The sequence below is a fragment of the Paramesorhizobium deserti genome (assembly GCF_001558695.1).
In the GTDB taxonomy this organism is placed as follows: domain Bacteria; phylum Pseudomonadota; class Alphaproteobacteria; order Rhizobiales; family Rhizobiaceae; genus Paramesorhizobium; species Paramesorhizobium deserti.
Genome location: NZ_LNTU01000012.1, coordinates 189,448 through 211,730, shown reverse-complemented (window position 1 = coordinate 211,730; position 22,283 = coordinate 189,448). Strand labels below are relative to the sequence as shown.

At 60.6% G+C, this 22,283-nt stretch carries 19 protein-coding genes; 13 read left to right on the top strand and 6 right to left on the bottom strand.

Annotation, left to right across the window (positions count from 1 at the left end; translation table 11 throughout):
* The first annotated feature begins 100 nt into the window (after positions 1-100).
* From dusB to hflX, 8 genes are all read left to right on the top strand, one after another.
* Positions 101-1,105, top strand: a complete 1,005-nt coding sequence (dusB, locus tag ATN84_RS10080) for a tRNA dihydrouridine synthase DusB (RefSeq protein ID WP_068881519.1) — start codon at positions 101-103, stop codon at positions 1,103-1,105.
* A complete protein-coding gene (locus ATN84_RS10075; protein ID WP_068881518.1) occupies positions 1,106-2,263 on the top strand; it encodes a two-component system sensor histidine kinase NtrB in 1,158 nt (385 codons plus the stop codon).
* Positions 2,260-3,714: a nitrogen regulation protein NR(I) gene (gene ntrC, locus ATN84_RS10070; protein WP_068881517.1), complete on the top strand. Its 1,455-nt coding sequence runs from the start codon at positions 2,260-2,262 to the stop codon at positions 3,712-3,714. Before ATN84_RS10075 ends, ntrC begins: the two co-directional genes overlap by 4 nt.
* Positions 3,715-3,768: 54 nt before the next feature.
* Positions 3,769-6,066 (top strand): sensor histidine kinase NtrY-like, encoded by a 2,298-nt coding sequence (locus tag ATN84_RS10065; protein ID WP_068881516.1) that lies wholly within the window; start codon positions 3,769-3,771, stop codon positions 6,064-6,066.
* Positions 6,066-7,427, top strand: a complete 1,362-nt coding sequence (gene ntrX / locus ATN84_RS10060; protein WP_068881515.1) for a nitrogen assimilation response regulator NtrX — start codon at positions 6,066-6,068, stop codon at positions 7,425-7,427. The genes ATN84_RS10065 and ntrX overlap by 1 nt, the downstream gene beginning before the upstream one ends.
* 1 nt (position 7,428) lies before the next feature.
* The gene (gene trkA, locus ATN84_RS10055) at positions 7,429-8,805 is read left to right on the top strand and encodes a Trk system potassium transporter TrkA (protein WP_068881514.1); all 1,377 of its coding nucleotides are present in this window, start codon (positions 7,429-7,431) and stop codon (positions 8,803-8,805) included.
* A 417-nt stretch (positions 8,806-9,222) separates the two neighbouring features.
* Positions 9,223-9,462: an RNA chaperone Hfq gene (gene hfq / locus ATN84_RS10050; RefSeq protein WP_068881513.1), complete on the top strand. Its 240-nt coding sequence runs from the start codon at positions 9,223-9,225 to the stop codon at positions 9,460-9,462.
* A 55-nt stretch (positions 9,463-9,517) separates the two neighbouring features.
* A complete protein-coding gene (gene hflX, locus ATN84_RS10045; RefSeq protein WP_068881512.1) occupies positions 9,518-10,912 on the top strand; it encodes a GTPase HflX in 1,395 nt (464 codons plus the stop codon).
* A 5-nt stretch (positions 10,913-10,917) separates the two neighbouring features.
* Here hflX and mazG read toward each other — a convergent pair whose 3' ends face one another.
* Positions 10,918-11,742: a nucleoside triphosphate pyrophosphohydrolase gene (gene mazG, locus ATN84_RS10040; RefSeq protein WP_068881511.1), complete on the bottom strand. Its 825-nt coding sequence runs from the start codon at positions 11,740-11,742 to the stop codon at positions 10,918-10,920.
* A 140-nt stretch (positions 11,743-11,882) separates the two neighbouring features.
* On the opposite strand from mazG, the gene galE reads away from it, so the two are divergent.
* Genes galE through ATN84_RS10025 form a run of 3 tightly spaced genes read left to right on the top strand, consistent with a single transcriptional unit; the run spans position 11,883 to position 14,752 of the window.
* Entirely contained in the window at positions 11,883-12,890 is a 1,008-nt protein-coding gene (gene galE, locus ATN84_RS10035) for a UDP-glucose 4-epimerase GalE (RefSeq protein WP_068881510.1), read from the top strand.
* 29 nt (positions 12,891-12,919) lie between these two features.
* The gene (locus ATN84_RS10030; RefSeq protein ID WP_068881509.1) at positions 12,920-13,915 is read left to right on the top strand and encodes a bile acid:sodium symporter family protein; all 996 of its coding nucleotides are present in this window, start codon (positions 12,920-12,922) and stop codon (positions 13,913-13,915) included.
* A 15-nt stretch (positions 13,916-13,930) separates the two neighbouring features.
* Positions 13,931-14,752, top strand: coding sequence for a class I SAM-dependent DNA methyltransferase (locus tag ATN84_RS10025; RefSeq protein ID WP_068881508.1), 822 nt, complete (start codon positions 13,931-13,933; stop codon positions 14,750-14,752).
* Positions 14,753-14,759: 7 nt separating this feature from the next.
* Here ATN84_RS10025 and ATN84_RS10020 read toward each other — a convergent pair whose 3' ends face one another.
* Positions 14,760-15,155 carry a DUF983 domain-containing protein gene (locus tag ATN84_RS10020; protein WP_068881507.1) on the bottom strand — a complete coding sequence of 132 codons (396 nt, stop codon included), beginning with the start codon at positions 15,153-15,155 and terminating at the stop codon, positions 14,760-14,762.
* 141 nt (positions 15,156-15,296) lie between these two features.
* Between ATN84_RS10020 and ATN84_RS10015 the strand changes: the two genes are divergently transcribed.
* The gene (locus ATN84_RS10015) at positions 15,297-16,673 is read left to right on the top strand and encodes an aminotransferase-like domain-containing protein (protein WP_068881506.1); all 1,377 of its coding nucleotides are present in this window, start codon (positions 15,297-15,299) and stop codon (positions 16,671-16,673) included.
* A 53-nt stretch (positions 16,674-16,726) separates the two neighbouring features.
* Positions 16,727-18,667: a S9 family peptidase gene (locus tag ATN84_RS10010; protein ID WP_082766221.1), complete on the top strand. Its 1,941-nt coding sequence runs from the start codon at positions 16,727-16,729 to the stop codon at positions 18,665-18,667.
* A gap of 28 nt (positions 18,668-18,695) precedes the next feature.
* Here ATN84_RS10010 and ATN84_RS10005 read toward each other — a convergent pair whose 3' ends face one another.
* The 4 genes from ATN84_RS10005 to ATN84_RS09990 form a co-directional block, all read right to left on the bottom strand.
* Positions 18,696-19,616, bottom strand: coding sequence for a DUF930 domain-containing protein (locus ATN84_RS10005; RefSeq protein ID WP_068881505.1), 921 nt, complete (start codon positions 19,614-19,616; stop codon positions 18,696-18,698).
* 340 nt (positions 19,617-19,956) lie between these two features.
* A complete protein-coding gene (locus ATN84_RS10000) occupies positions 19,957-20,256 on the bottom strand; it encodes a DUF3850 domain-containing protein (RefSeq protein WP_244491069.1) in 300 nt (99 codons plus the stop codon).
* A gap of 403 nt (positions 20,257-20,659) precedes the next feature.
* Positions 20,660-21,487 (bottom strand): MBL fold metallo-hydrolase, encoded by an 828-nt coding sequence (locus tag ATN84_RS09995; RefSeq protein WP_068881503.1) that lies wholly within the window; start codon positions 21,485-21,487, stop codon positions 20,660-20,662.
* Positions 21,480-22,277, bottom strand: a complete 798-nt coding sequence (locus ATN84_RS09990; protein ID WP_068881966.1) for a TatD family hydrolase — start codon at positions 22,275-22,277, stop codon at positions 21,480-21,482. The genes ATN84_RS09995 and ATN84_RS09990 overlap by 8 nt, the downstream gene beginning before the upstream one ends.
* Positions 22,278-22,283: the final 6 nt, after the last annotated feature.

Genomic DNA, 22,283 nt, shown 5'->3' with positions numbered 1-22,283 from the left:
ATCCTTCATTGATAACGCTGCTTTTCCTTGCGGAAAGACCTCATCCTGTCTAAAGACTGTGCGACGGGAAAAATGCACATGAAACAGGCATACCACTAGCGTGACTATACTAGGCGAGGCTTTATACGTAGGTGATGTCCGTTTGCGCAACCGGGTGTTTCTGGCGCCGATGTCCGGCGTCTCCGATCTGCCGTTTCGCAAGCTGGCATGGGCTGCCGGCGCTGGCATGGTAGTTTCCGAAATGGTGGCGAGCGCGGAGCTATGTTCGCGCGATCGCGAAAGCCTGATGCGTATGAAAGGCGAGGGGCTTGAAACCCATGTGGTGCAGCTCGCCGGGCGCGACGCCCGCTGGATGGGCGAGGCCGCCCGCATTGCCGAAGCCGAGGGTGCGCATATCATCGATATCAACATGGGCTGCCCCGCCAAGAAGGTGACCGGCGGCTATTCCGGATCGGCGCTGATGCGCGATCTCGACCACGCGATGGCGCTGATCGAAGCGACAGTCGCGGCGGTTGACGTACCCGTCACCCTGAAGATGCGGCTCGGCTGGGACGAGCACAGCATCAACGCGCCGGAACTGGCGCGCCGCGCCGAAGAGGCAGGCGTACGCATGGTTACGGTGCATGGCCGCACGCGCTGCCAGTTCTATGAAGGCAAGGCCGATTGGGATGCCATCCGCGCCGTGCGTGAGGCGGTCAACATTCCGCTCGTCGCCAATGGCGATGTCCTCTCGTCAGAGGATGCCGAAGAGATCCTTCGCCGCTCCGGCGCGGATGCCGTGATGATTGGTCGCGGCTGCTACGGCCAGCCCTGGCTCCCCGGCATGATTGCCTGTGGATTGACTGAACACACCGCAAGACCGGACATAATCTGCGATTATGTGATCGCGCATTATGAAGCGATGCTGGAGCATTATGGCCCATCCACCGGCACCCGCCATGCGCGCAAGCATCTTGGCTGGTATCTCGACCGCCATGCCGGCGATCTCCCGGCGGAGACGCGGGCCGCGATCATGACCGAAACCGATCCGGCCATTGTCATCAAGAAACTGCGGCAGGCCCTTTCCGGTGGCTCGCAGACAACCGAACTGAAGAAGGTGGCGTGAATGAACGCACGTGAAAACTCCGTGCTGCCCGAGACGATGGCTTCGATCGTCCTCAACACGATCAGCCATCCCGTCATCATGGTCGACGCGCAAGGCTATATCTCCTTCGCCAATGCGGATGCGGAGCAGTTCTTCCGGTCGAGCTCCAACATTCTGGCGCGCAACAAGCTGGAGTCTTTCCTGCCGTTCGGCAGCCCGCTTCAGGCGCTCGTCGAGCAGGTGAGGGCGCATCCCTCGCCGGTGAACGAATATCGCGTCGACATTTCCTCGCCGCGGCTCGGAAATGACCGTGTCGTCGATATCTATGTCACGCCGGTGAGCGAATTTCCCGGGTCGGTCGTCATCCTCTTCAAGGAAAAGTCGATGGCGGAAAAGCTCGACCGGCAGATGACCCATCGCGGCGCCGCACGTTCGGTCACCGGGCTTGCCTCGATGCTGGCGCATGAGATCAAGAACCCGCTCTCCGGCATCCGGGGTGCGGCGCAGCTTCTCGAAACCGTCGTTGGCGACGAGGATCGTTCACTGACGCGACTTATCACCGACGAGACGGACAGGATCGTTTCGCTCGTCGACCGCATGGAGGTCTTTTCCGACGAAAGGCCGATCGACCGCGAGGCGGTCAACATCCATGTCGTTCTCGACCATGTGAAGGCCATCGCCCGCAACGGCTTCGCCAGCCGCATCAAGTTCAACGAGGATTACGATCCATCGCTGCCGCCGGTCTTTGCCAACCGGGACCAGCTGGTTCAGATATTTCTTAACCTGGTGAAAAATGCGGCCGAATCCATCGGCCACGAGGAGCCAGGCGAGATCACGCTCTCCACCGCCTACCGCCCCGGCATCCGGCTTTCCGTGCCGGGGGTGCGCGACCGGGTGGCGCTGCCGCTCGAATTCTGCGTGCATGACACCGGACCGGGCGTGCCATCCGATATATTACCGCATCTGTTCGATCCGTTCGTCACCACCAAGCCCAATGGTTCCGGCCTGGGTCTCGCCCTCGTCGCCAAGATCGTCGGCGACCATGGCGGTGTGATCGAGTGTGATTCGCAGCCCCGGCGCACCACCTTTCGCATACTCATGCCGGCATGGCGCGGCCAGGAATCCGAGAACGATACCGCAGCGTTTCCTTCCCTCAACACGACAGGAACTGATGAATGAGCCTTGGCAGCATACTTGTCGCCGATGACGATGCCGCAATCCGCACGGTGTTGAACCAGGCGCTGTCGCGCGCCGGCTACGATGTTCGTGTCACCTCCAATGCGGCGACGCTCTGGCGGTGGATTTCCGGCGGCGATGGCGATCTGGTCATCACCGACGTGGTGATGCCGGATGAAAACGCTTTCGATCTCCTGCCGCGAATCAAGAAATCGCGGCCCGATCTGCCCGTCGTCGTCATGAGCGCGCAGAACACCTTTATGACCGCGATCAAGGCTTCCGAAGCCGGCGCTTACGAATATCTGCCCAAGCCCTTCGACCTGACGGAGCTGGTCAGCATCGTCGGCAGGGCCCTGGCCGAGCCCAAGAAGAAGCCCGAAGCGCGCGGGGAAGAGCAGGCAGAGAATATGCCGCTCGTCGGCCGCTCGCCTGCGATGCAGGACATCTATCGTGTCCTGGCGCGGATGATGCAGACGGATCTGACCGTGATGATCACCGGCGAGTCCGGTACCGGCAAGGAGCTCGTCGCCCGCGCGCTGCATGAATATGGCCGCCGCCGCAAGGGACCGTTCGTCGCCATCAACATGGCGGCAATCCCGCGCGATCTGATCGAATCGGAGCTCTTCGGCCATGAGAAGGGCGCCTTCACCGGCGCGCAGAACCGGTCGAGCGGGCGATTCGAGCAGGCGGATGGCGGCACGCTGTTTCTCGATGAGATCGGCGATATGCCGATGGAAGCCCAGACGCGACTCCTGCGCGTACTCCAGCAGGGTGAGTACATGACCGTTGGCGGGCGCACGCCGATCAAGACCGATGTGCGTATCGTAGCGGCGACCAATAAGGACCTGCGCATCCTGATCAATCAGGGGCTGTTCCGCGAAGACCTCTATTACCGTTTGAACGTGGTGCCGCTCCGACTGCCGCCGCTGCGCGAGCGCAGCGAGGATATCCCGGATCTCGTCCGCCATTTCTTCAAGCAGGCGGTGAAGGACGGCCTGCCGGAGAAACGCATAACAGCGGCGGGGCTCGACCTCATGCGCCGATACCCCTGGCCCGGCAATGTCCGAGAACTGGAGAACATGGTGCGCCGTCTGGCGGCGCTTTATCCGCAGGAAGAGATCACGCCGGAAGTGATCGAAGCCGAACTGAAATCCGACCTGCACAGTCCCGACCCGGTCGGCGGATCGCTTGTCTCGGAGGATCTGACGATCGCCCAGGCCGTCGAACTCAACATGCAGCGCTATTTCACCTCTTTCGGCTCCGACCTGCCGCCTCCCGGCCTTTACCAGCGCGTGCTGACCGAAGTGGAATATCCGCTGATTCTGGCCTGCCTCACCGCAACGCGCGGCAATCAGATCAAGGCAGCCGATCTTCTGGGCTTGAACCGCAATACGTTGCGCAAGAAAATCCGCGAGCTTGGCGTGAATATCTATCGCGGTTCGAAGGCCAGCTAGATTTCAACTGTGAAAAAGGCCTGACGCCGCCAACAGCGTTGCATTTTCGCCACAATACGTTGCATCAGTGCAACGCATTCGTTTAGCGTGGTGATCATGGCGATATTGAACCCGGTGAGTCTCTTCGGACAATCGAGCGGGGCCTCGCAGAATGGCGAGGGGCGTCGGCTGCTTGCCCTGCCGGGCATCATTACCGTTGTCACGGCGCTGGTAACAGCCGCCGTCTCTTTTGTGATCCTTATCGGCCTCACGCCGATCACGCCCGACCGCAACGTCACGCTGGTGCTGACCACCATCAACATAGCGTTGATCCTGTTCATGATTCTCCTGATCTGCCGGGAGATCTACCGCATCGTCCAGGCGAGGCGGCACGGCAGGGCCGCGGCGCGGCTGCATGTGCGCATCGTCGCCCTTTTCTGCCTCATTGCCGCTGTGCCGGCCATCATCGTGGCGATCGTTGCATCCGTCACGCTCAATCTCGGCCTCGACCGCTGGTTTGAGACGAATACCAGGACGATCGTCAATTCCTCCATCAGCCTCGCCCAGGCCTATATCAACGAGACGGCGCGCAACCTGCAGGGCACGACCTATTCGATGTTGCAGGATCTTGACGCGCAGCGCACGCTCTACAGCCTCGACCGCACGGGCTTTGTCAGGCTGATGTCGCTACAGGCACGCGGACGTGATCTGCTCGGCGCTTTTCTCGTGCGTGACAATGGCGATATCATCCTGAAAAGCGATCTCGGCACCGAGAGCACGCTGCCGTCGCCGCCGCAAGAAGCATTGGATACGGCGCAAGACGGAAAACCCGTGGTAATTCCACCTGGCAACAGTCATTTCGTTGGTGCCATCATCAAGTTGCGCCAGATACCCGACGCCTATCTCTATACCGTCCGGGCGGTCGAGCCCAATATCCTCGATTCCATGCGGCTGATGGAAGCCAATACGAAACGTTATCAGGATATGGAAGCGAACCGCGTGCCGACGCAGATCGCCTTCGCATTGCTCTACTTCGGCCTGACGCTGGTCGTGCTCCTTTCCGCAATCTGGACCGGCATCGCCGTTGCCGACAGGCTGGTGCGTCCCATCCGCCTGCTGATCGGAGCCGCCGATGACGTGGCTTCGGGCAATCTTGATGCATCTGTGCCGGTGAGAAGCTCCGATGGCGATGTCGGCGCCCTGTCCGGCACGTTCAACAACATGGTGGCGGAGCTTAAGAGCCAGCGAAACGAGCTGATCGCCGCGAAGGACCAGATCGATGAACGCCGCCGGTTCTCCGAAGCCGTTCTCTCCGGCGTCACCGCCGGCGTTATCGGCATCGATACGGACGGGCTGGTCAGCATCGTCAACCGCTCCGCAGAGCATATGTTCGGCATCGATCCGAACCAGACCATCGGCAAGAATTTGACCGGGGTGGTACCGGAGATCGGACAGGTCTTCGAGATCGCGCGCGCAACGCGGCGTCCAGTCCATCGTGAGCAGGTCACGATGACGCGCGGCGGCGCCTCGCGTACATTCAACGTTCAGACCACCGTGGAAGATGCTGAATCAGATGAACATTCCTACGTCGTGACGGTGGACGACATCACCGATCTCGTCCAGGCGCAGCGTTCCTCCGCCTGGGCGGACGTAGCGCGACGCATCGCCCACGAGATCAAGAACCCGCTGACACCGATCCAGCTTTCTGCGGAGCGCATACGCCGGCGTTACGGCAAGGTCATCACCGAGGATCGCGAGGTGTTCGATCAGTGCACCGACACCATCATCCGCCAGGTGGGCGACATAGGCCGCATGGTCGATGAATTCTCGGCATTCGCGCGCATGCCGAAGCCTGAGATAAAATCGATGGATCTGCGCGAGGCGCTACGCGAGGCATCCTTCCTGATAGAGGTGAGCCGCAACGATATCCGTTTCGAGCACGCATTCAGCAACGAGCCACTGATCGGCGATTTCGACAGCCGCCTGCTGGGGCAGGCATTCGGCAATGTCATCAAGAACGCCAGCGAGGCGATCGATGCCGTGCCGAAGGAGGAGAGGGGCGACGGCCACATCCTCGTCCGCACATTCCGCGAAGGTGATTCGCTTGTTGTCGACGTGATCGACAACGGCAAGGGCTTGCCGGGAGAGAACCGGCAGCGGCTTCTCGAACCCTATATGACGACGCGCGAAAAAGGGACCGGGCTCGGCCTCGCCATCGTCAAGAAGATCGTCGAGGAGCATGGCGGCCACATGGAATTGCACGACGCACCGTCAGATTTTCATGGCGGCAAGGGAGCAATGATCCGCATGATCTTCCCCGCGGCGGAAGAGAGCGGTGAGAAACCCCATACGAAGGTAGGGCAGGTGAACTGATGGCGGCTGATATTCTGGTAGTGGACGATGAAGCTGATATACGCGAACTCGTTGCCGGTATCTTGAGCGACGAGGGCCATGAGGCGCGAACGGCTCATGACGCGGACAGTGCCCTGGCCGCGATCGGCGACCGGGTGCCACGACTGGTTTTTCTCGACATATGGATGCAGGGCAGTCGGCTCGATGGCCTGGCGCTGCTCGACGAGATCAAGAGCCGCCATCCGGAACTTCCGGTGGTGATGATTTCCGGTCACGGCAATATCGAGACAGCCGTTTCCGCCATCCGGCGCGGCGCCTATGATTTCATCGAAAAGCCGTTCAAAGCCGACCGCCTGATCCTCATCGCCGAAAGGGCGCTCGAGAATTCGAAGTTGAGGCGCGAGGTCTCGGACCTGCGCAAGCGCAGCGGCGACAGCCTCGAGCTGCATGGCAATTCGCTTGCCATGAACCATCTGCGTCAGACCATTGAACGTGTGGCTCCCACCAACAGCCGTATCATGATCACAGGCCCGTCCGGCTCCGGCAAGGAACTGGTCGCGCGCGCCATCCACGCCCTTTCGAGCCGTGCACACGGCCCCTTCGTCACGCTGAACGCGGCGACGATCACGCCGGAGCGCATGGAGATTGAGCTGTTCGGCACCGAGATGGATGGCGGCGAACGCAAGGTCGGGGCGTTGGAGGAGGCGCATGGCGGCATCCTTTATCTCGATGAAGTGGCCGATATGCCGCGCGAGACGCAGAACAAAATCCTGCGCGTTCTCGTTGATCAGCAGTTCGAACGCGTCGGCGGGACGAAACGGGTCAAGGTCGATGTGAGAATCATCTCGTCGACGGCCCAGAACCTGGAAGCCATGATCGCCGAAGGCCGTTTCCGCGAAGACCTTTTCCATCGCCTTGCCGTCGTTCCGGTCCTGGTTCCCGCGCTTGCCTCGCGGCGCGAGGATGTTCCGGTGCTTGTCGAGGTCTTCATGCAGCAGATCGCCGCCCAGGCCGGCATCAAGCCGCGCAAGATCGGCCCCGATGCAATGGCCGTCCTGCAGGCGCACAGCTGGCCGGGCAATGTGCGCCAGCTGCGCAACAATGTGGAGCGCCTGATGATTCTGGCGCGCGGCGACGATCCCGATGCCGTCGTCACCGCCGACCTTCTGCCGGCTGAAATCGGCGACGCGCTGCCGCGGGCGCCGACAGAATCCGATCAGCACATCATGGCGCTTCCCTTGCGCGAAGCGCGGGAACTCTTTGAAAAGGAATATCTGATCGCGCAGATAAACCGCTTCGGAGGAAATATCTCGCGTACCGCGGAATTCGTTGGTATGGAACGCTCCGCATTGCATCGGAAGCTCAAATCCCTCGGGGTATGATATGCGCGTTATCATCTGCGGCGCGGGCCAGGTCGGCTACGGCATTGCCGAACGTCTGGCCGCGGAGCACAACAACGTCTCCGTGATCGACACCTCGGCCGATCTCGTTCAGCGGATCCACGACACGCTCGACGTGCGCGGCTTCGTCGGCCATGGCTCGCAGCCGGACGTGCTGGCCGCAGCGGGCGCCGACGAGGCGGATATGATCATCGCCGTCACGCTCTATGACGAGGTCAATATGGTGGCCTGTCAGGTGGCGCATTCGCTGTTCAACGTGCCGACCAAGATCGCCCGCATCCGCGCCCAGTCCTATCTCCAGCCGCACTACCAGGACCTGTTCTCGCGCGAGCACATGCCGATCGACGTCGTCATCTCGCCGGAGCTCGAAGTGGGCGAGATGGTGCTGCGCCGCATCGCGCTGCCCGGCGCGATGGACGTTCTGCGCTTTGCCGATGACAAGGTGGTGGTGCTTGCCATCGAATGTCTGGAGGAATGCCCCGTCATCAACACGCCTCTGGCGCAGTTGAGTGATCTTTTTCCGGACCTGCCGTCAACGGTCGTCGGCGTGGTCCGCAACGAGCAGCTCTTCATCCCGCATTCGACAGATCAGCTTATCGCGGGCGATCTCGCCTATGTGGTGACGACGCGCGAGCAGGTGCGCCGTACATTGGCGCTGTTCGGTCATGAAAAGCCGGAGGCAACCCGTATCCTGATCGCCGGCGGCGGCAATATCGGCCTTTATGTCGCCAAGGCCATCGAGGAACGTCAGCCGCGCACCAAGATGAAAATCATCGAGGCCGACCGCAGCCGCGCCATGGCCATCGCCGATCAGCTCAATCGCACGATGGTGCTGCATGGCAGCGCGCTCGATCAGACCATCCTGCGGGAAGCGGATGTTCAGGATGCCGATCTGATGGTCACGCTCACCAATCAGGATCAGGTCAATATTCTGGCGAGCATCATGGCCAAGCGCCTCGGCTGCAAGGCTAATCTGGCGCTCATCAACGATCCCGCCTATCAGGGTTTCACCCGCACCGTCGGCATCGACGCCCATATCAACCCGCGCACGGTGACGATCTCGCGCGTTCTGCAGCATGTCCGCCGCGGACGAATCCGTGCGGTGCAAAGCGTACATCGCGGTCTTGCGGAGGTCATCGAGGCGGAAGCTCTGGAAACGTCGCCGCTTGTCGGGCCGCCGATGCGTGAGCTCGATCTGCCTGACGGCCTGAGGATCGGGGCGATATACCGCGACGGCAAGGTGCTGAAACCCGACGGGTCGATGCGGATCAAGCCGAAGGACCGGGTGGTTATCCTGGCCACCTCAGAAGCCGTGCGGCACGTCGAGCAGATGTTCCGGGTGAGCCTGGAGTTCTTCTGACAAGCCCTGCATGCCGCTCCGGGAAGGTGTCTGCTCTATGGGTGACCAGCCCAGGCGGTCATCACCCGAATTGCATAGGTTTCCATATTCACAAGAAGCATTCCGTCGTTCTTGTCGCGGGAGGGGGATGTTTCTACGATTGGGCGGTGAAGGGCATTCCAAATCCCGCGGTCACCTGCATGAACCGCGCAGCCTGGAGAACGTGGCGTTGCTTTCAGATTGGCGGTATTCGGCAGCACTTTCGCTGCACAAGACATTTTTGCGATTGCAGAAAAAACGCCATCCTGTTAACCGGAATAATTGAAGGTTAGATTTGGCTTCCGCATCTTTTGCCACTAGCCGGTTCGACTGTTCGTCGGGGCGCTTGATTTTGATCAGGTGCTGTGAGTTGCTGATCGAATTAAAGGAATAAAAACAATGGCTGAGCGATCGCAAAATCTTCAGGATCTTTTCCTTAATTCCGTCCGGAAGCAAAAGATTTCATTGACGATCTTTCTCATCAACGGCGTCAAACTGACCGGAATTGTAACCTCCTTCGACAATTTCTGCGTGTTGCTCAGGCGGGATGGTCATTCGCAGCTGGTCTATAAGCACGCGATCTCGACCATCATGCCAAGCCAGCCGGTGCAGATGTTCGAAGGCGAAGAAGGGCAATAATCCGCCTCGCATGCGCATTTCCTCGCATGGTGACGGTTGCCCCAAGGATTGAATATTGAGCAGATCAAAAGGGCGCACGACGCATGAGGGGGATGCGGATGCCGGCTTTGGCACCTCCGCGAAAGGCCCGACGCGCGCCGTCGTCATCGTTCCGATATTGCCCGAGCGCCTGCAGGATGCGGGTCAAGCGGACGATGTCTATCGCCCGCAATTCCGCCGCAGCAACGAGGCCCGGCTCGAAGAAGCCATAGGGTTGGCGCGCGCGATCGATCTCGATCTCGTTTATTGCGATGTCGTCACGGTGGCCAATCCGCGGCCCGCAACCCTGATCGGTTCGGGCAAGGTCGAGGCCATCGCCGAGATCATCAAGAGGGAAGAAGCCGAGCTCGTCATCGTCGATCATGCGCTCACGCCGGTGCAGCAGCGCAATCTCGAAAAGGAATGGAACGCGAAGGTCATCGACCGGACCGGATTGATTCTCGAGATATTCGGCCGTCGCGCCCAGACGAAGGAAGGCGCGCTGCAGGTCGAACTGGCGCATCTGAACTATCAGAAAGGCCGTCTAGTCAGAAGCTGGACGCACCTTGAGCGCCAGCGCGGCGGCGGCGGGTTCCTCGGTGGTCCCGGTGAAACGCAGATCGAGGCCGACCGGCGCATCCTGCAGGAGAAGATTCTGCGCATCCGCCGCGAGCTTGAAACGGTGGTGCGCACCCGCACGCTGCACCGCCAGAAGCGCAGGAAGGTGCCGCATCCGATCGTTGCCCTCGTCGGCTACACCAATGCCGGAAAATCGACCCTGTTCAACCGCCTGACCGGTTCGGACGTGCTCGCCGAGGATATGCTCTTCGCCACGCTCGATCCGACCTTGCGACGAATCCGCCTGCCGCATGGCGAGACGGTGATCCTGTCGGATACCGTCGGTTTCATTTCCAACCTGCCGACCCATCTCGTGGCCGCCTTCCGGGCGACGCTGGAAGAAGTGGTGGAAGCGGACCTGATCCTCCATGTGCGCGATATTTCGGACCCTGACAATGCCGCGCAGGCCGAGGATGTCGAAAGCATCCTCGAGAGCCTCGACATCGAGCGCGGCGACGTCAGGCGGATATTGGAGGTCTGGAACAAGATCGACCTGCTCGACGAAGCGGGACGCGAGGCGGCCCTGCGCTTAAGCGCGGCTGCGCCGGAAGATGCACGCCCGATTGCCATTTCGGCGGCGACGGGGGAGGGCGTAGACCATCTCCTGTCCGTCATCGAAAGCCGCATTTCCGGCGCTCTCGAACATGTCGAACTTGAGCTCGCGCCGAACGATCTGCACTTGCTCGACTGGATCTACCAGCACGCTAGCAATATCCGCCGCAATGATCTAGAGGATGGATCCCTGCGAATCAAAGCTGACATGACCGTTTCGGCGCGCAAGACCCTTCGCGAGCGGATGAAGAACGAGAAATAAAAGCTTTATTTTCTTGGCTTTTTGGCTTTCTGCCAGAGTTCTTCCATCTCCTCCAGCGAAGCCTCATCGAGCGAGCGCTTTTGCTCATTCAACGATTTCTCGATGAAGTGGAAACGCGAGCGGAACTTTTCGTTCGTCGCCCGCAGCGCGCTTTCCGGCTCGATGTCGAGATGGCGGCCGAGATTGACGATGGCGAAGAGGAGATCGCCATATTCTTCGGCGATTTCTGATTTCCGGCCGCTTTGCAGCGCCTCTCGCAGTTCCACCGTCTCTTCGGCGATCTTGTCCAGGATGGGCTCGGCTTCCGACCAGTCGAAACCGACCTTGGCCGCCTTCTGCTGCAATTTCAGAGCCCGCATCAGCGCCGGCAGCGCCTGCGGCACGTCATCGAGGAAGCTGTTCTTCTCGCCACCGCCTAGCCCCAGTTCCGCCCGGCGTTTTGCCCGCTCGGCCTTTTCCTCGGCCTTGATGCGGTTCCAGGCGCCTTTCGCCATGCCCGCCTCGCGCGCATCCTCATCGCCAAAGACGTGCGGGTGACGGCGGATCATCTTCGTCGTGATGGCATCCACGACATCGCCGAAGTCGAAGGCTCGCCTCTCCTCGGCCATCCGGGCATGAAACACGACCTGCAGGAGCAGATCGCCCAATTCTTCCCTGAGATCGTCCAGATCATCGCGCTCGATCGCATCGATGACCTCGAAAGCCTCTTCAAGCGTATAGGGCGCGATGGAGCGGAAATCCTGCTCCAGATCCCATGGGCATCCGGTGACCGGCGTCCTGAGGGCAGCCATGATCTCGAGCAGGCGGTCGATGTCGCGGGAAGGCTTCATGGCGGAAATCCGTGATTGGAGGAATGTGAAATGCTAGCTGATTCTCGGATATGCTGCAGTGCAGGCTTGCGGCGCGCGGGACATTTTGCATAAGTCCCCACAGCGGGTGGATGTTGCATTGCAGCGAAAGGCAGAACCCAATGACCATTCTCGTGACCGGCGGCGCCGGCTATATCGGCTCCCATACCTGTGTCGAACTGCTGCAGGCCGGCCATGATGTAGTCGTTGTCGACAATTTCGACAACAGCCATCCGGAAGCTTTGAACCGCATTACGAAAATTGCGGGGAGAGCACCGGCGAGCGAATCGGGCGACATACGCGATCAGGCCTTTCTCGAAGACATCCTGCGACGCCATGGCTGCACCTCGGTCATCCATTTCGCGGGGCTGAAAGCCGTCGGCGAATCCGGCGAGAAGCCGCTTACCTATTATGATTGTAACGTGGTCGGCACCCTGCGCCTCTTGCAGGCCATGCAGGCTGTCGGCGTGCGCAAGCTCGTCTTCTCGTCCTCCGCCACTGTTTATGGCGAGCCGCAGAAACTGCCGCTCGAAGAAGACCACCCGCTCTCGGCCACCAATCCCTACGGCCGGACAAAGCTGGTGATCGAGGACATGCTGCGCGATTTCCATAACAGCGATCCCACCTGGCACATCGCCATCCTGCGCTATTTCAATCCGGTAGGCGCTCATGAAAGCGGCCTCATCGGAGAGGACCCGAAAGGCATTCCCAACAATCTGATGCCGATCATCGCACAGGTTGCCAGCGGACGCCGCGAAAAGCTCAATGTCTGGGGCAATGACTACCCCACACCCGACGGCACCGGCATCCGCGACTATATCCATGTGGTCGATCTCGCCCAGGGACATCTGAAGGCGTTGGAAAAACTGGACCAGCCGCAATGCTTCGCGGTTAACCTCGGAACAGGGCAGGGCTATAGCGTCATGGAGGTGATCAGGGCTTTCGAGCATGTCTCGAACCGCAAGATCACCTATGAGGTAGCGCCGCGCCGCGCCGGCGATGTGGCCGTCTGTTATTCCGATCCCTCGCATGCGAGGGAATTTCTAGGCTGGTCGGCCGGCAGAAATCTGCGTGACATGTGCCAGGATATGTGGAACTGGCAGGTGAAGAACCCGAATGGCTACGAATAGCCACCTCGTTTCCCGTAACTGAGCATCCCATGCGGTTTTTCCTCGACAAATTCACCATCGCGCTCATCGTTGCGATCCTCATCGCCTCGGTCCTGCCGGTGCAGGGGCAATATGCCGATTGGTTCGGCATCGCCACCAAAATAGCGGTGGGGCTCCTGTTCTTCCTGCATGGCGCGCGCCTGTCGCGCGAGGCGGTGGTGGCGGGGCTGGTGCATTGGCGGCTGCATATCTTCGTCCTTGCCTCGACTTTCGTTCTTTTCCCGCTGCTGGGACTAGCGGCGGGTTGGGTCGTGCCGGGGCTGAAGGAATCCGTCTTCTACACCGGCATCCTGTTCCTGTGCGTTCTGCCCTCGACCGTGCAGTCCTCCATCGCATTCACCTCGATCGCGGGCGGCAATGTTTCGGCCGCCGTCGTCTCGGCTTCCGCTTCAAACATTCTCGGCATGTTCCTGACGCCGGCTCTGGTCGGCCTTCTCTTCGCCGTGCGCGGCAATGGCATATCGTTCCATGCGCTGGAATCGATCCTCCTGCAATTGCTGGCGCCCTTCGTGCTCGGGCAATTGCTGCAGCCGTTAATCGGCAATTTCATGCGTCGCCATCACAAGGCGCTCGGCCTCGTCGACAGGGGTTCCATCCTGATGGTGGTCTATCTCGCCTTCAGCGAGGCGGTCGTTGCCGGATTGTGGCATACCGTCTCGTGGAGCGACCTCGCCGTCATGACGGGTGTCGACATGGTTCTGCTGGCGCTGGTCCTGCTGATCACCGCCTATGGCAGCAAATGGCTCGGCTTTTCGCGCGAGGATCAGATCACCATCATGTTCTGCGGATCGAAGAAGAGCCTCGCCAGCGGCGCGCCCATGGCGAATGCCATTTTCGCGGGCCAGAATGTCGGTGGCATCGTCCTGCCATTGATGCTGTTCCACCAGATCCAGCTGATGGTCTGCGCGGTTCTGGCGCGAAGATATGCCGAGAAAAAGCGCCAATTCGAAAAGAATGAAGCCGCAAAAGCGCCAGTAAAGGTTTGATCAGGCGGAACATGAATGACTGAATTCGATGAGAAAGCGCTGGCGAAGGCCTATAACCGCGCATTGAAGCTGGAAAAGGCCGGTGATCTCGATGGCGCCGCGAAGGCCTATGCGGAGGTGCTGCGGATCGACCCCGACGATCATGGCGGCGCGGCGGTCCGGCTCGCCAGCATCGGCCGCGGCCAGGTGCCGCCGAAAGCGCCGGACGCCTATGTGCAGACGCTCTTCGACCAGCACGCCGAAATGTTCGACACCATTCTTGTCGACCAGCTGGGCTATGACGTGCCGCTGCAATTGCGCGACATGCTGCTTGAGCACGATCCTTCTGTGCATTTCACGCGCATGCTTGATCTCGGCTGCGGCACGGGGCTTTCGGCCGACGCGCTGCACGACATGGCCGATCACAAAACCGGCGTCGATATCTCGGAGAACATGGTCGAGATCGCCTATGAAAAGGGTGATTATGACGCCCTCTTCGTCGGTGAGGCCGTCCGCTTCCTGGAGACGGCGGAGGGGCCAGCCTGGGACCTGATCGTGGCGACGGACGTCTTGCCCTATATGGGCGAGCTCGATGCGTTCTTCGCGGGCGTCGCCCGGCATCTCACATCAGGCGGAACATTCGCATTCTCGAGCGAAACGCTCAGCGATGAGGCTTTCAACGGTAGGCCGTTCATTGTCGGCCCCTATCAGCGCTTTGCGCATTCGGCGGCTTATATCAGCCAGATGCTTGAAAAGAACGGCATGGAACGTCTCGAATGCGCGGATATCGTCGTGCGTCAGGAGCAGGGCCAGCCGGTGCCGGGGCATCTGATGCTCGCCGTCAAAAGAGCGCTGTAACACCTTGTTAATCCGCTGTTTTGCTTCCTGGCCGGTCGAGCTTTCCTTCCTCGGCCTTGAAGTAGAACTGGCTGGCCACCAGCCATCCCTTCAGCGGGCGCAGCGGCAGGATGCAAGTCAGGAGCACGAGCGGCAGGGACACGAACACGTGCCACCAGACCGATGGCTCAAAGGTGACTTCCATCCATACGGCGAACAGAACGGAGGGAACACAGGCGAAGCAGATCACGAAAAACGCCGGCCCATCAGCCGGATCGGCGAATGAATAGTCGAGCCTGCAAACATCGCACCGGGGCGCAAGCTTCAGGAAACCGTCAAAGAGTTTGCCCTGGCCGCAGCGCGGGCATTTTCCATGAATGCCGACACGCCAGGGCTCAAGAGGCGGCCACGCGTTGTCGTCCATCTGATTTCGTCCTTCCTGACCAGCCCGCCAGTGTCGGATAACGCTGCTTCACAGCCCTTCGGTCCTGCAGGCTTTGCATTTCTATTCATTTCAATGTATCCATACATATCTCTTTAATGTATGCATACACAAGGGGAGAGCATGGGCGATAGTGCCGCACCCGAATGGGCCGCAAACATTCGAACCCGTACGGGACCGATCTATCTCAGCATCGTCGATGCGCTTGCCGAGGCAAGGGCTGCGGGCACCCTTCAGCCCGGCGATCGCCTGCCGGCCCAACGCGATCTGGCGCAGCAACTCGGTGTCGACCTGACGACCGTGACCCGCGCCTTCTCCGAGGCGCGCCGCCGCAACCTGATCGATGCGGCGCCGGGACGCGGCTCTTTCGTCACATCGGGCGGAGCGGAGGAGCCCATTCTGGACCTCGGCATGATCATTCCGCCATCACCGGCGGGGGTGAACCTGCCCGGCCTCATCCGCAGCGGCATCGACGGCCTGCTGCGGCGTTCGAGCGCCGATGCGCTTCTGTCCTATCATCCCGACCCCGGCTCGCCGGCCGAAAGGGCGGCGGGAGCCGAATGGCTGGGCGGGGAGGGGGATCGCCTGCCCGTCGGGCGGGTCGCCGTCGGCCCCGGCGCCCAGGCCTTGCTATGCGCGGTGATGATGACCATGAGCGCGCCGGAAGACGTAGTGCTGGCCGACAGCCTCACCTATCCGGGCTTCATTTCCCTGGCGGCAACGCTCCAGCGCAGGATCGCCGGCGTGGCGGCGGACGGGGAGGGGATGCGCCCGGATGCTCTCGAGGCGCTTGCAGGCGCCACCGGCGCCCGTCTCGTCTACCTCAATCCGACGCTGCACAACCCGACGACGCTGATCATGCCGGCTCGCCGCCGCCGGGAGCTGATCGATGTGGCGCGGCGTCGAAATCTCGTCATCATCGAGGACGATCCCTATAGCCGGCTCCTGCCGTCAGGCGAGCCGACATTCCTAGCCCTGGCGCCGGACCTCACATTTCACGTGGCGACGTTGGCGAAATGCATCTCGCCATTCCTACGGACAGCGTTCCTCGCGGCGCCCGACGCAGAAGGCATCGATGCGGTCGCGCAGAGACTGCGCAGCATCGCCCTGATGGCTCCGCCGCTGATGACCGGACTGGCGGCCGATTGGATCCGCAACGGAACCGCCGCGGAGGTCGTCGGGGGAATCCGGCAGGAGATGGAAGCCCGCCATGCCCTTGCCGCCGGAATCCTCCCGCCTCAGGCGCAGGGGCATCCGTGCGGCCTGCACGTCTGGCTGCCGTTGCAGCACGATCAGAAAGCCGCGCCTATCGTTCATGCCGCCCGCCGACGCGGCCTTGCGGTCAGTGCGGGAACGGACTTCGCCGTCTCCGACGATGCGCCGGATGGCATCAGGATCGCGCTCGGCGCGGTGGCGACGCGAAGCAGGCTGGAGGAGGCCCTGCGCAGCTTCATGACCACGCTGCAAGCGCCAACCACACCGACAACCGCACTTGTCTGAGAATTGACGTTCCGCCATCATAGTTTGCTCTTTCCCAGCCAAGGAGACCAATGATGAGCCGACCTGTGCAGAGCAAGCTGCTGCCCCGAAGGCTTCTCTTCGATCCACCGGAGAAACGGCTGGTGCGGATCAGTCCCGACGGCAGGCGGATCGCTTTTCAGGCGCCGATCGACGGGGTTCTTAATCTCTGGATTGCTCCTGTCGACGAACCGGAGAAGGCGCGGCCACTCACCAGCGACAGAGATCGCAATATCGGTCCGGCGCTCATATGGGCTTACGACAACCGCCACATCCTGATCATCCGCGACAATGCCGGGGATGAAAACTGGTGCGTCTGGAGCATCGACATCGAGACTGGAGAGGAGAGGGCACTCACGCCCAAAAGCGGCGTGCAGGCCTACATTCAGCAGACCTCGCAGCATTTTCCGGAAGAGGTTCTGATCGCGCATAACGAGCGCGATAAGCGTTATTTCGATATCTACCGCATCAATATCGCCACTGGCACGGGTTTCTTGCTGGAGAGGAATGACTGTTTCTTCGGCTTCTTCACCGACCAACAATTCCAGGTGCGTCAGGCGAAGCGATATGCCGACGACGGTGCAATAGAACATCTCGGCCGCGACGAGGAAGGGGCTTGGTCAAAAGTCTTTACCCGCATTTCGGCCGAAGATAATCTGACGACATGGCCAATCGAATATAGCGACGATGGAAAAGAGTTGTTCTGGATGGACAGCCGTGACCGCAACACCGCGGCCTTGATGGCTGAAGATCTAAGAACGGGAGCGGTCCGCATCCTTGCCGAAGACATCCGGTCGGATATCACTTCGGTATTTTTCGGCCCCGTAACGATGCGCCCGATCGCTGCAGCCAGCTATTTCGATCGCACACGATGGGACGTCCTGGATCCCGATTACCAGAAGGATTTTGATACGCTTGCCGCGGTCTTTCCCGGTGATATAGCCTTCACGGGTATGTCGGACGACCGGCGCAAGATCATCATCGCCCATCTGCAGGATACACATCCGCTCGAATATTTCTGCTACGACCGAACAACACGGCAATCCAGAAGGCTCTTTTCTGCGCAGCCAAGGCTTGAGAATGTGCCATTGGTGCCAATGGAGCCCGTAGTTATACGCACACGCGACGGACTCAGCCTTCTCTGTTATCTCTCACGCCCGGCAGAGAGCGAAAAAGGGCCAGTACCCATGGTGCTTGTCGTTCATGGAGGCCCGTGGGGAAGGGACATGTGGGGCCTCAATCCGGTTCACCAATGGCTCGCCAATCGCGGATATGCCGTCTTGAACGTCAATTTCCGCGGCTCGACCGGCTTCGGAAAAGCGTTCATCAACGCCGCCAACAGAGAATGGGGCGGCAAGATGCATGACGATCTCATCGACGCCGTGGACTGGGCGATTTCCCAAGGCATTGCTGATCCCGGTCGTGTGGCGATCATGGGCGGGAGCTATGGCGGCTATGCCGCGCTGGTCGGCCTCACATTCACGCCCCAGAAGTTTGCCTGTGCCGTCGATCTGGTCGGCATCTCCAACCTCGTGACATTCATCAACACAATTCCGGAATACTGGCGCACCTGGCAGTCGCAATGGAAGGTTCGCATGGGCGACTTCACCACAGAGGAGGGGAAGCGCTTCCTTGAGGAGCGCTCGCCCCTGAACTATATCGACCGGATCGTGCGGCCACTCCTCATCACGCAGGGAGCCAATGACGTCCGGGTGAAGGTTTCGGAGTCGGATCAGATCGTCGCTGCCATGCAGGGGCACGGTATCCCGGTGACATACATCTTGTATCCGGACGAAGGACACGGCGTTGAACGTGCAGAGAACCGGCGTTCCTATTTTGCCGTCGTGGAGGCATTCCTGGCCGCGCATCTTGGCGGCCGATGCGAGCCCGTTGGAGACGATTTCGCTGACTCATCGATAGAATTCAAGGCGGGTCGCGAGCTGATCACCGGCCTGAACAACAGTTCGCCGACATAGCGATTTATGCGATCCTTCGGCAAAAATCCTATTCCGAAGGCAGCCCGCGGCGCTGCCATTCGCTGCGCGGGACCGGCTCTCCGACCTGGAAGGCGAAAGCTATGACTTTCGTCACGTCTGGATCGACCGCGCAGCGATAGCTCAGATTGTACCACTGCCGGCTGGCGCGGAAGGCCGTTCGGGTGATCTCGATGACGGTGCCGTCTTCCAGCCGATGGGAAGGCAGGAGCTCTGGGAAATAAGGGGGCAGGGCGTGAAGCAATTGTTCGCGCAACTCCGTTACGCATAGGCGCCCCGCTCGCACGTCGCGCGGCACGTCGTCCATCGCGGTTGCCGACGTCGGATCCCCGGTGGCTCTTTGCGAAAACAACACCGTCGCTTCCTGAAGCTCTTCCTCGGATTCTTGCGCTTTGGCGGTATCCGCCGGTTCGACCGCCGGCGTTTCGGATGCCCGTGGCTGCCGGCCTTCGTTCGACGGCTCGGCCGCCGCCAAGGCCTGCGGTTCCGCAAGGTCTTGCTTGTCTGGATCATGTCGTGCCGTCGGTGCGGCCGATCCGTCTTCCGCACTGTTGCCGCGCGGAGCCTCCCGTGGTCCCATATCCGTCTCGCCGAACTGGAAGACGGGCCTCAACGCAGGCAAGGATGCCTGCCGCCCGGCATCATTGCGCGCCGGCGGCGTCTCGACTTCCGGTTCCGGCGGTTTTTCGGATTTCGGCTCTTCGGCAGGTGGCGGAGGTTCAGCTTCGGCTTGCTCCGGCGGTTCGGGCGGCACGAGATCCACCGCTATGGCCTGTTCCTCCTTGGGCTGCGGCAGCGATATCGACAAGTCGAATATTATAAAAGCGGCAAGAGCCGAATGCAGGACAAGGGAGACAGGCAAAGCCGCTCCGAACATCCAGCGGTGATCGCGTATGTCATCCTTCATGGCGGCCAATGTGGAATGAAACATCGATGGCATCAAGCGCTATGAGGCTTCTGAGAAAACGCATAGGCATGCCGGAGCCTACAGTCATCGCAAAACCCGCCAATTCCAACCGAGCGGTCGACCTGCAAATCTTCAGGGCCATTGACCAAAAGCGTCATTAGCGACGAAATCAACGGGAAACCCCGCAAATCCGGCCAAATTTCCATAGACCTTAGTTCCATAACCTATCTTATGTGATCAACTGGTCGAGACCATGAGCGGTCGGAGTCGTCTCCATCGGCTGCGGCCGAGCAATCGACGCCATAGCGAGGAGTTTCGCAATGCGGCGCTGGATCTGATCCGCCTAATGATGAGCAAACGCTGCTTATCGTTTGTCGCCGGATCTAGGCGGCGCGCTGTGTGGAAGCAATGAGATAGCTTGTAGACCGTGCTGCTTAATCTGCTCCGGCTTCCAATACATTTCTAGGTCGGCGTCGGTCCATTTACCGACATGCCCCACAGTCCGCTCCAGGATACGTCCGGTGTAAGCGGCGGTAGTGGGGTCCCACTCTTTCAGCACCAATACGTCTCCCTCTGCGATATCAAAATCACCGAGGCGGAGTTCATATGTTTTTACACCGTCCAGAACTCTCTGAAACCCGTCCGGCCAAAGGCGTTTTTCCACGCGACGCAAGTGGCGTTCTCCCTCAGTTTGCTCCAAAAAAAGCATAGCATCGCTCGGGCAATCGTGAGCAAGCCAATTCTCTTAGCCAAGGCCCGCGCCCGTCCAGGCTGCGCAACCCTGACCAGCTCCGCCTGGCCGGGCGCTCCTCTGTGCCAGCCGAACATCCACTGTCGTATTTCTAACTGGCCAGACCCGCACATCTCTATCCAGCTTTGACAAATGATATAGCCGGAATGGGTTCAAGGATGAAGTGCGACTTGCGAATGATACCAACGGGTTTATCACTCGCAAGGAGCCCCAATGAAACGCCCCTGCTCCCATACCGTCTTTGCCTGGTCTGAGTGGCATCGATCGACACTCCTTGTTCGGGTCAAGGTGGATAGCCCTGGCGAATTCCGGCCAGTCAGCCGATCGTATTCTTCGGCACACCCACCTCGAAGCGCATGCCGTCATAGGCCGGCTCCACATGTTCCGGCGTTTCGCGCCTGACTGTCTCGTAATCGAGCGGCACGTGCATGTGCGTCAGGATTGCGCGTCCCGGCTTCAGCCGTTCGATCCATTCCAGCGCCTCGCCGATCGAGAAATGGCTCGGATGCGGGCGATATTGCAGCGCGTCGATGATGAGCACATCGAGGTCCTGGAGCCGCTCGACGGTCTTCTCCGGAAAAGCACTGACATCGGAGCAGTAAGCGACATTGCCGATGCGGTAGCCGAGAGACATGATGTCGCCATGCACCTGCGGCAGCGGCAGGAACGGGATCGGCCCGCCGGCGCCGTCGATCTTGAACGGCGTATCCTCGTCGATCTGGTGCGCCTGCACGATCGGCGGATATTTCGATCCGGGCGGCGTCTCGAAGCAATAGGCAAAGGCATCATCGAGCCGTGCCAGCGTCACGCGATCGGCATAGATATCCATCAGCCGCCGCTTTTCGACCACATAGGTGCGCAGATCGTCCAGGCCGTGAATATGGTCGGCATGGGGATGGGTATAGACCGCCGCATCGAGCAGCCCTGCCCCGGCATCGATCATCTGCGCCCGAAAATCCGGACCCGTATCGATGACGACGGTCGTCGTCGCCCCGTTTTCCGCAATGCGCTCGACCAGCATCGCCGCGCGACGGCGGCGGTTCCTTGGATTCTTCGGGTCGCAATTGCCCCAGTCGCCATTGATGCGCGGCACGCCGGGCGAAGAACCGCAGCCGAGAATCGTGAAGCGGAAGCGGTCAGCCAATTTCGGCCTCCGCCGGCTTCGGCATCTTGGAGAACAGCCGGAAGACATTCCGCGTCGTGATATCAGCCAGCTCCGCCTCGTCGAGGCCGATGGTTTCGGCCAGAACCGCAGCCGTATGGCGAACGAAGCACGGCTCGTTGCGCTTTCCGCGATAAGGCACCGGTGCCAGATATGGCGCGTCGGTCTCGACGAGCAGCCGATCATGCGGCACGATCCGTGCGATATCGCGCAGCTCGGTCGAGTTCTTGAAAGTCAGAATGCCGGAGAAGGAGACATACCCGCCAAGCGCGATGCCCGTTTCGGCAAGTGCTCGCCCGGAGGAAAAGCAATGCAGGATGAAGGGGAAGGCCCCCTTCCCCGTTTCCTCCGTCAGGATATCAGCCATATCCGCATCGGCGCTGCGCGCATGGATGACCAGCGGCAATCTCGTCTGGCGCGCCGCCTCGATATGTGCACGGAAACTTTTCGCCTGCACCTCCGGCGGCGCGTAATCATAGTGATAGTCGAGACCGGCCTCGCCGATCGCCACCACTTTCGGGTGCTCCGAAAACCGGATCAGTTCGTCGGGCGTAACGTCCGGTTCTTCATGCGCATTGTTGGGATGCGTGCCGACGGAGCAATAGACCTCGTCGTAGCTTTCGGCGATTTCGCGGATCTGGTCGAAGCGGCGCACGCGGGTGGAGATCGTCACCATGCGGCGAACCCCGGCGTCGAGGGCGCGCTTGACGATCGCATCGCGCTCCTCGGCGAAATCCGGAAAATCCAGATGGCAGTGGCTGTCGACAAGCATCGTCAT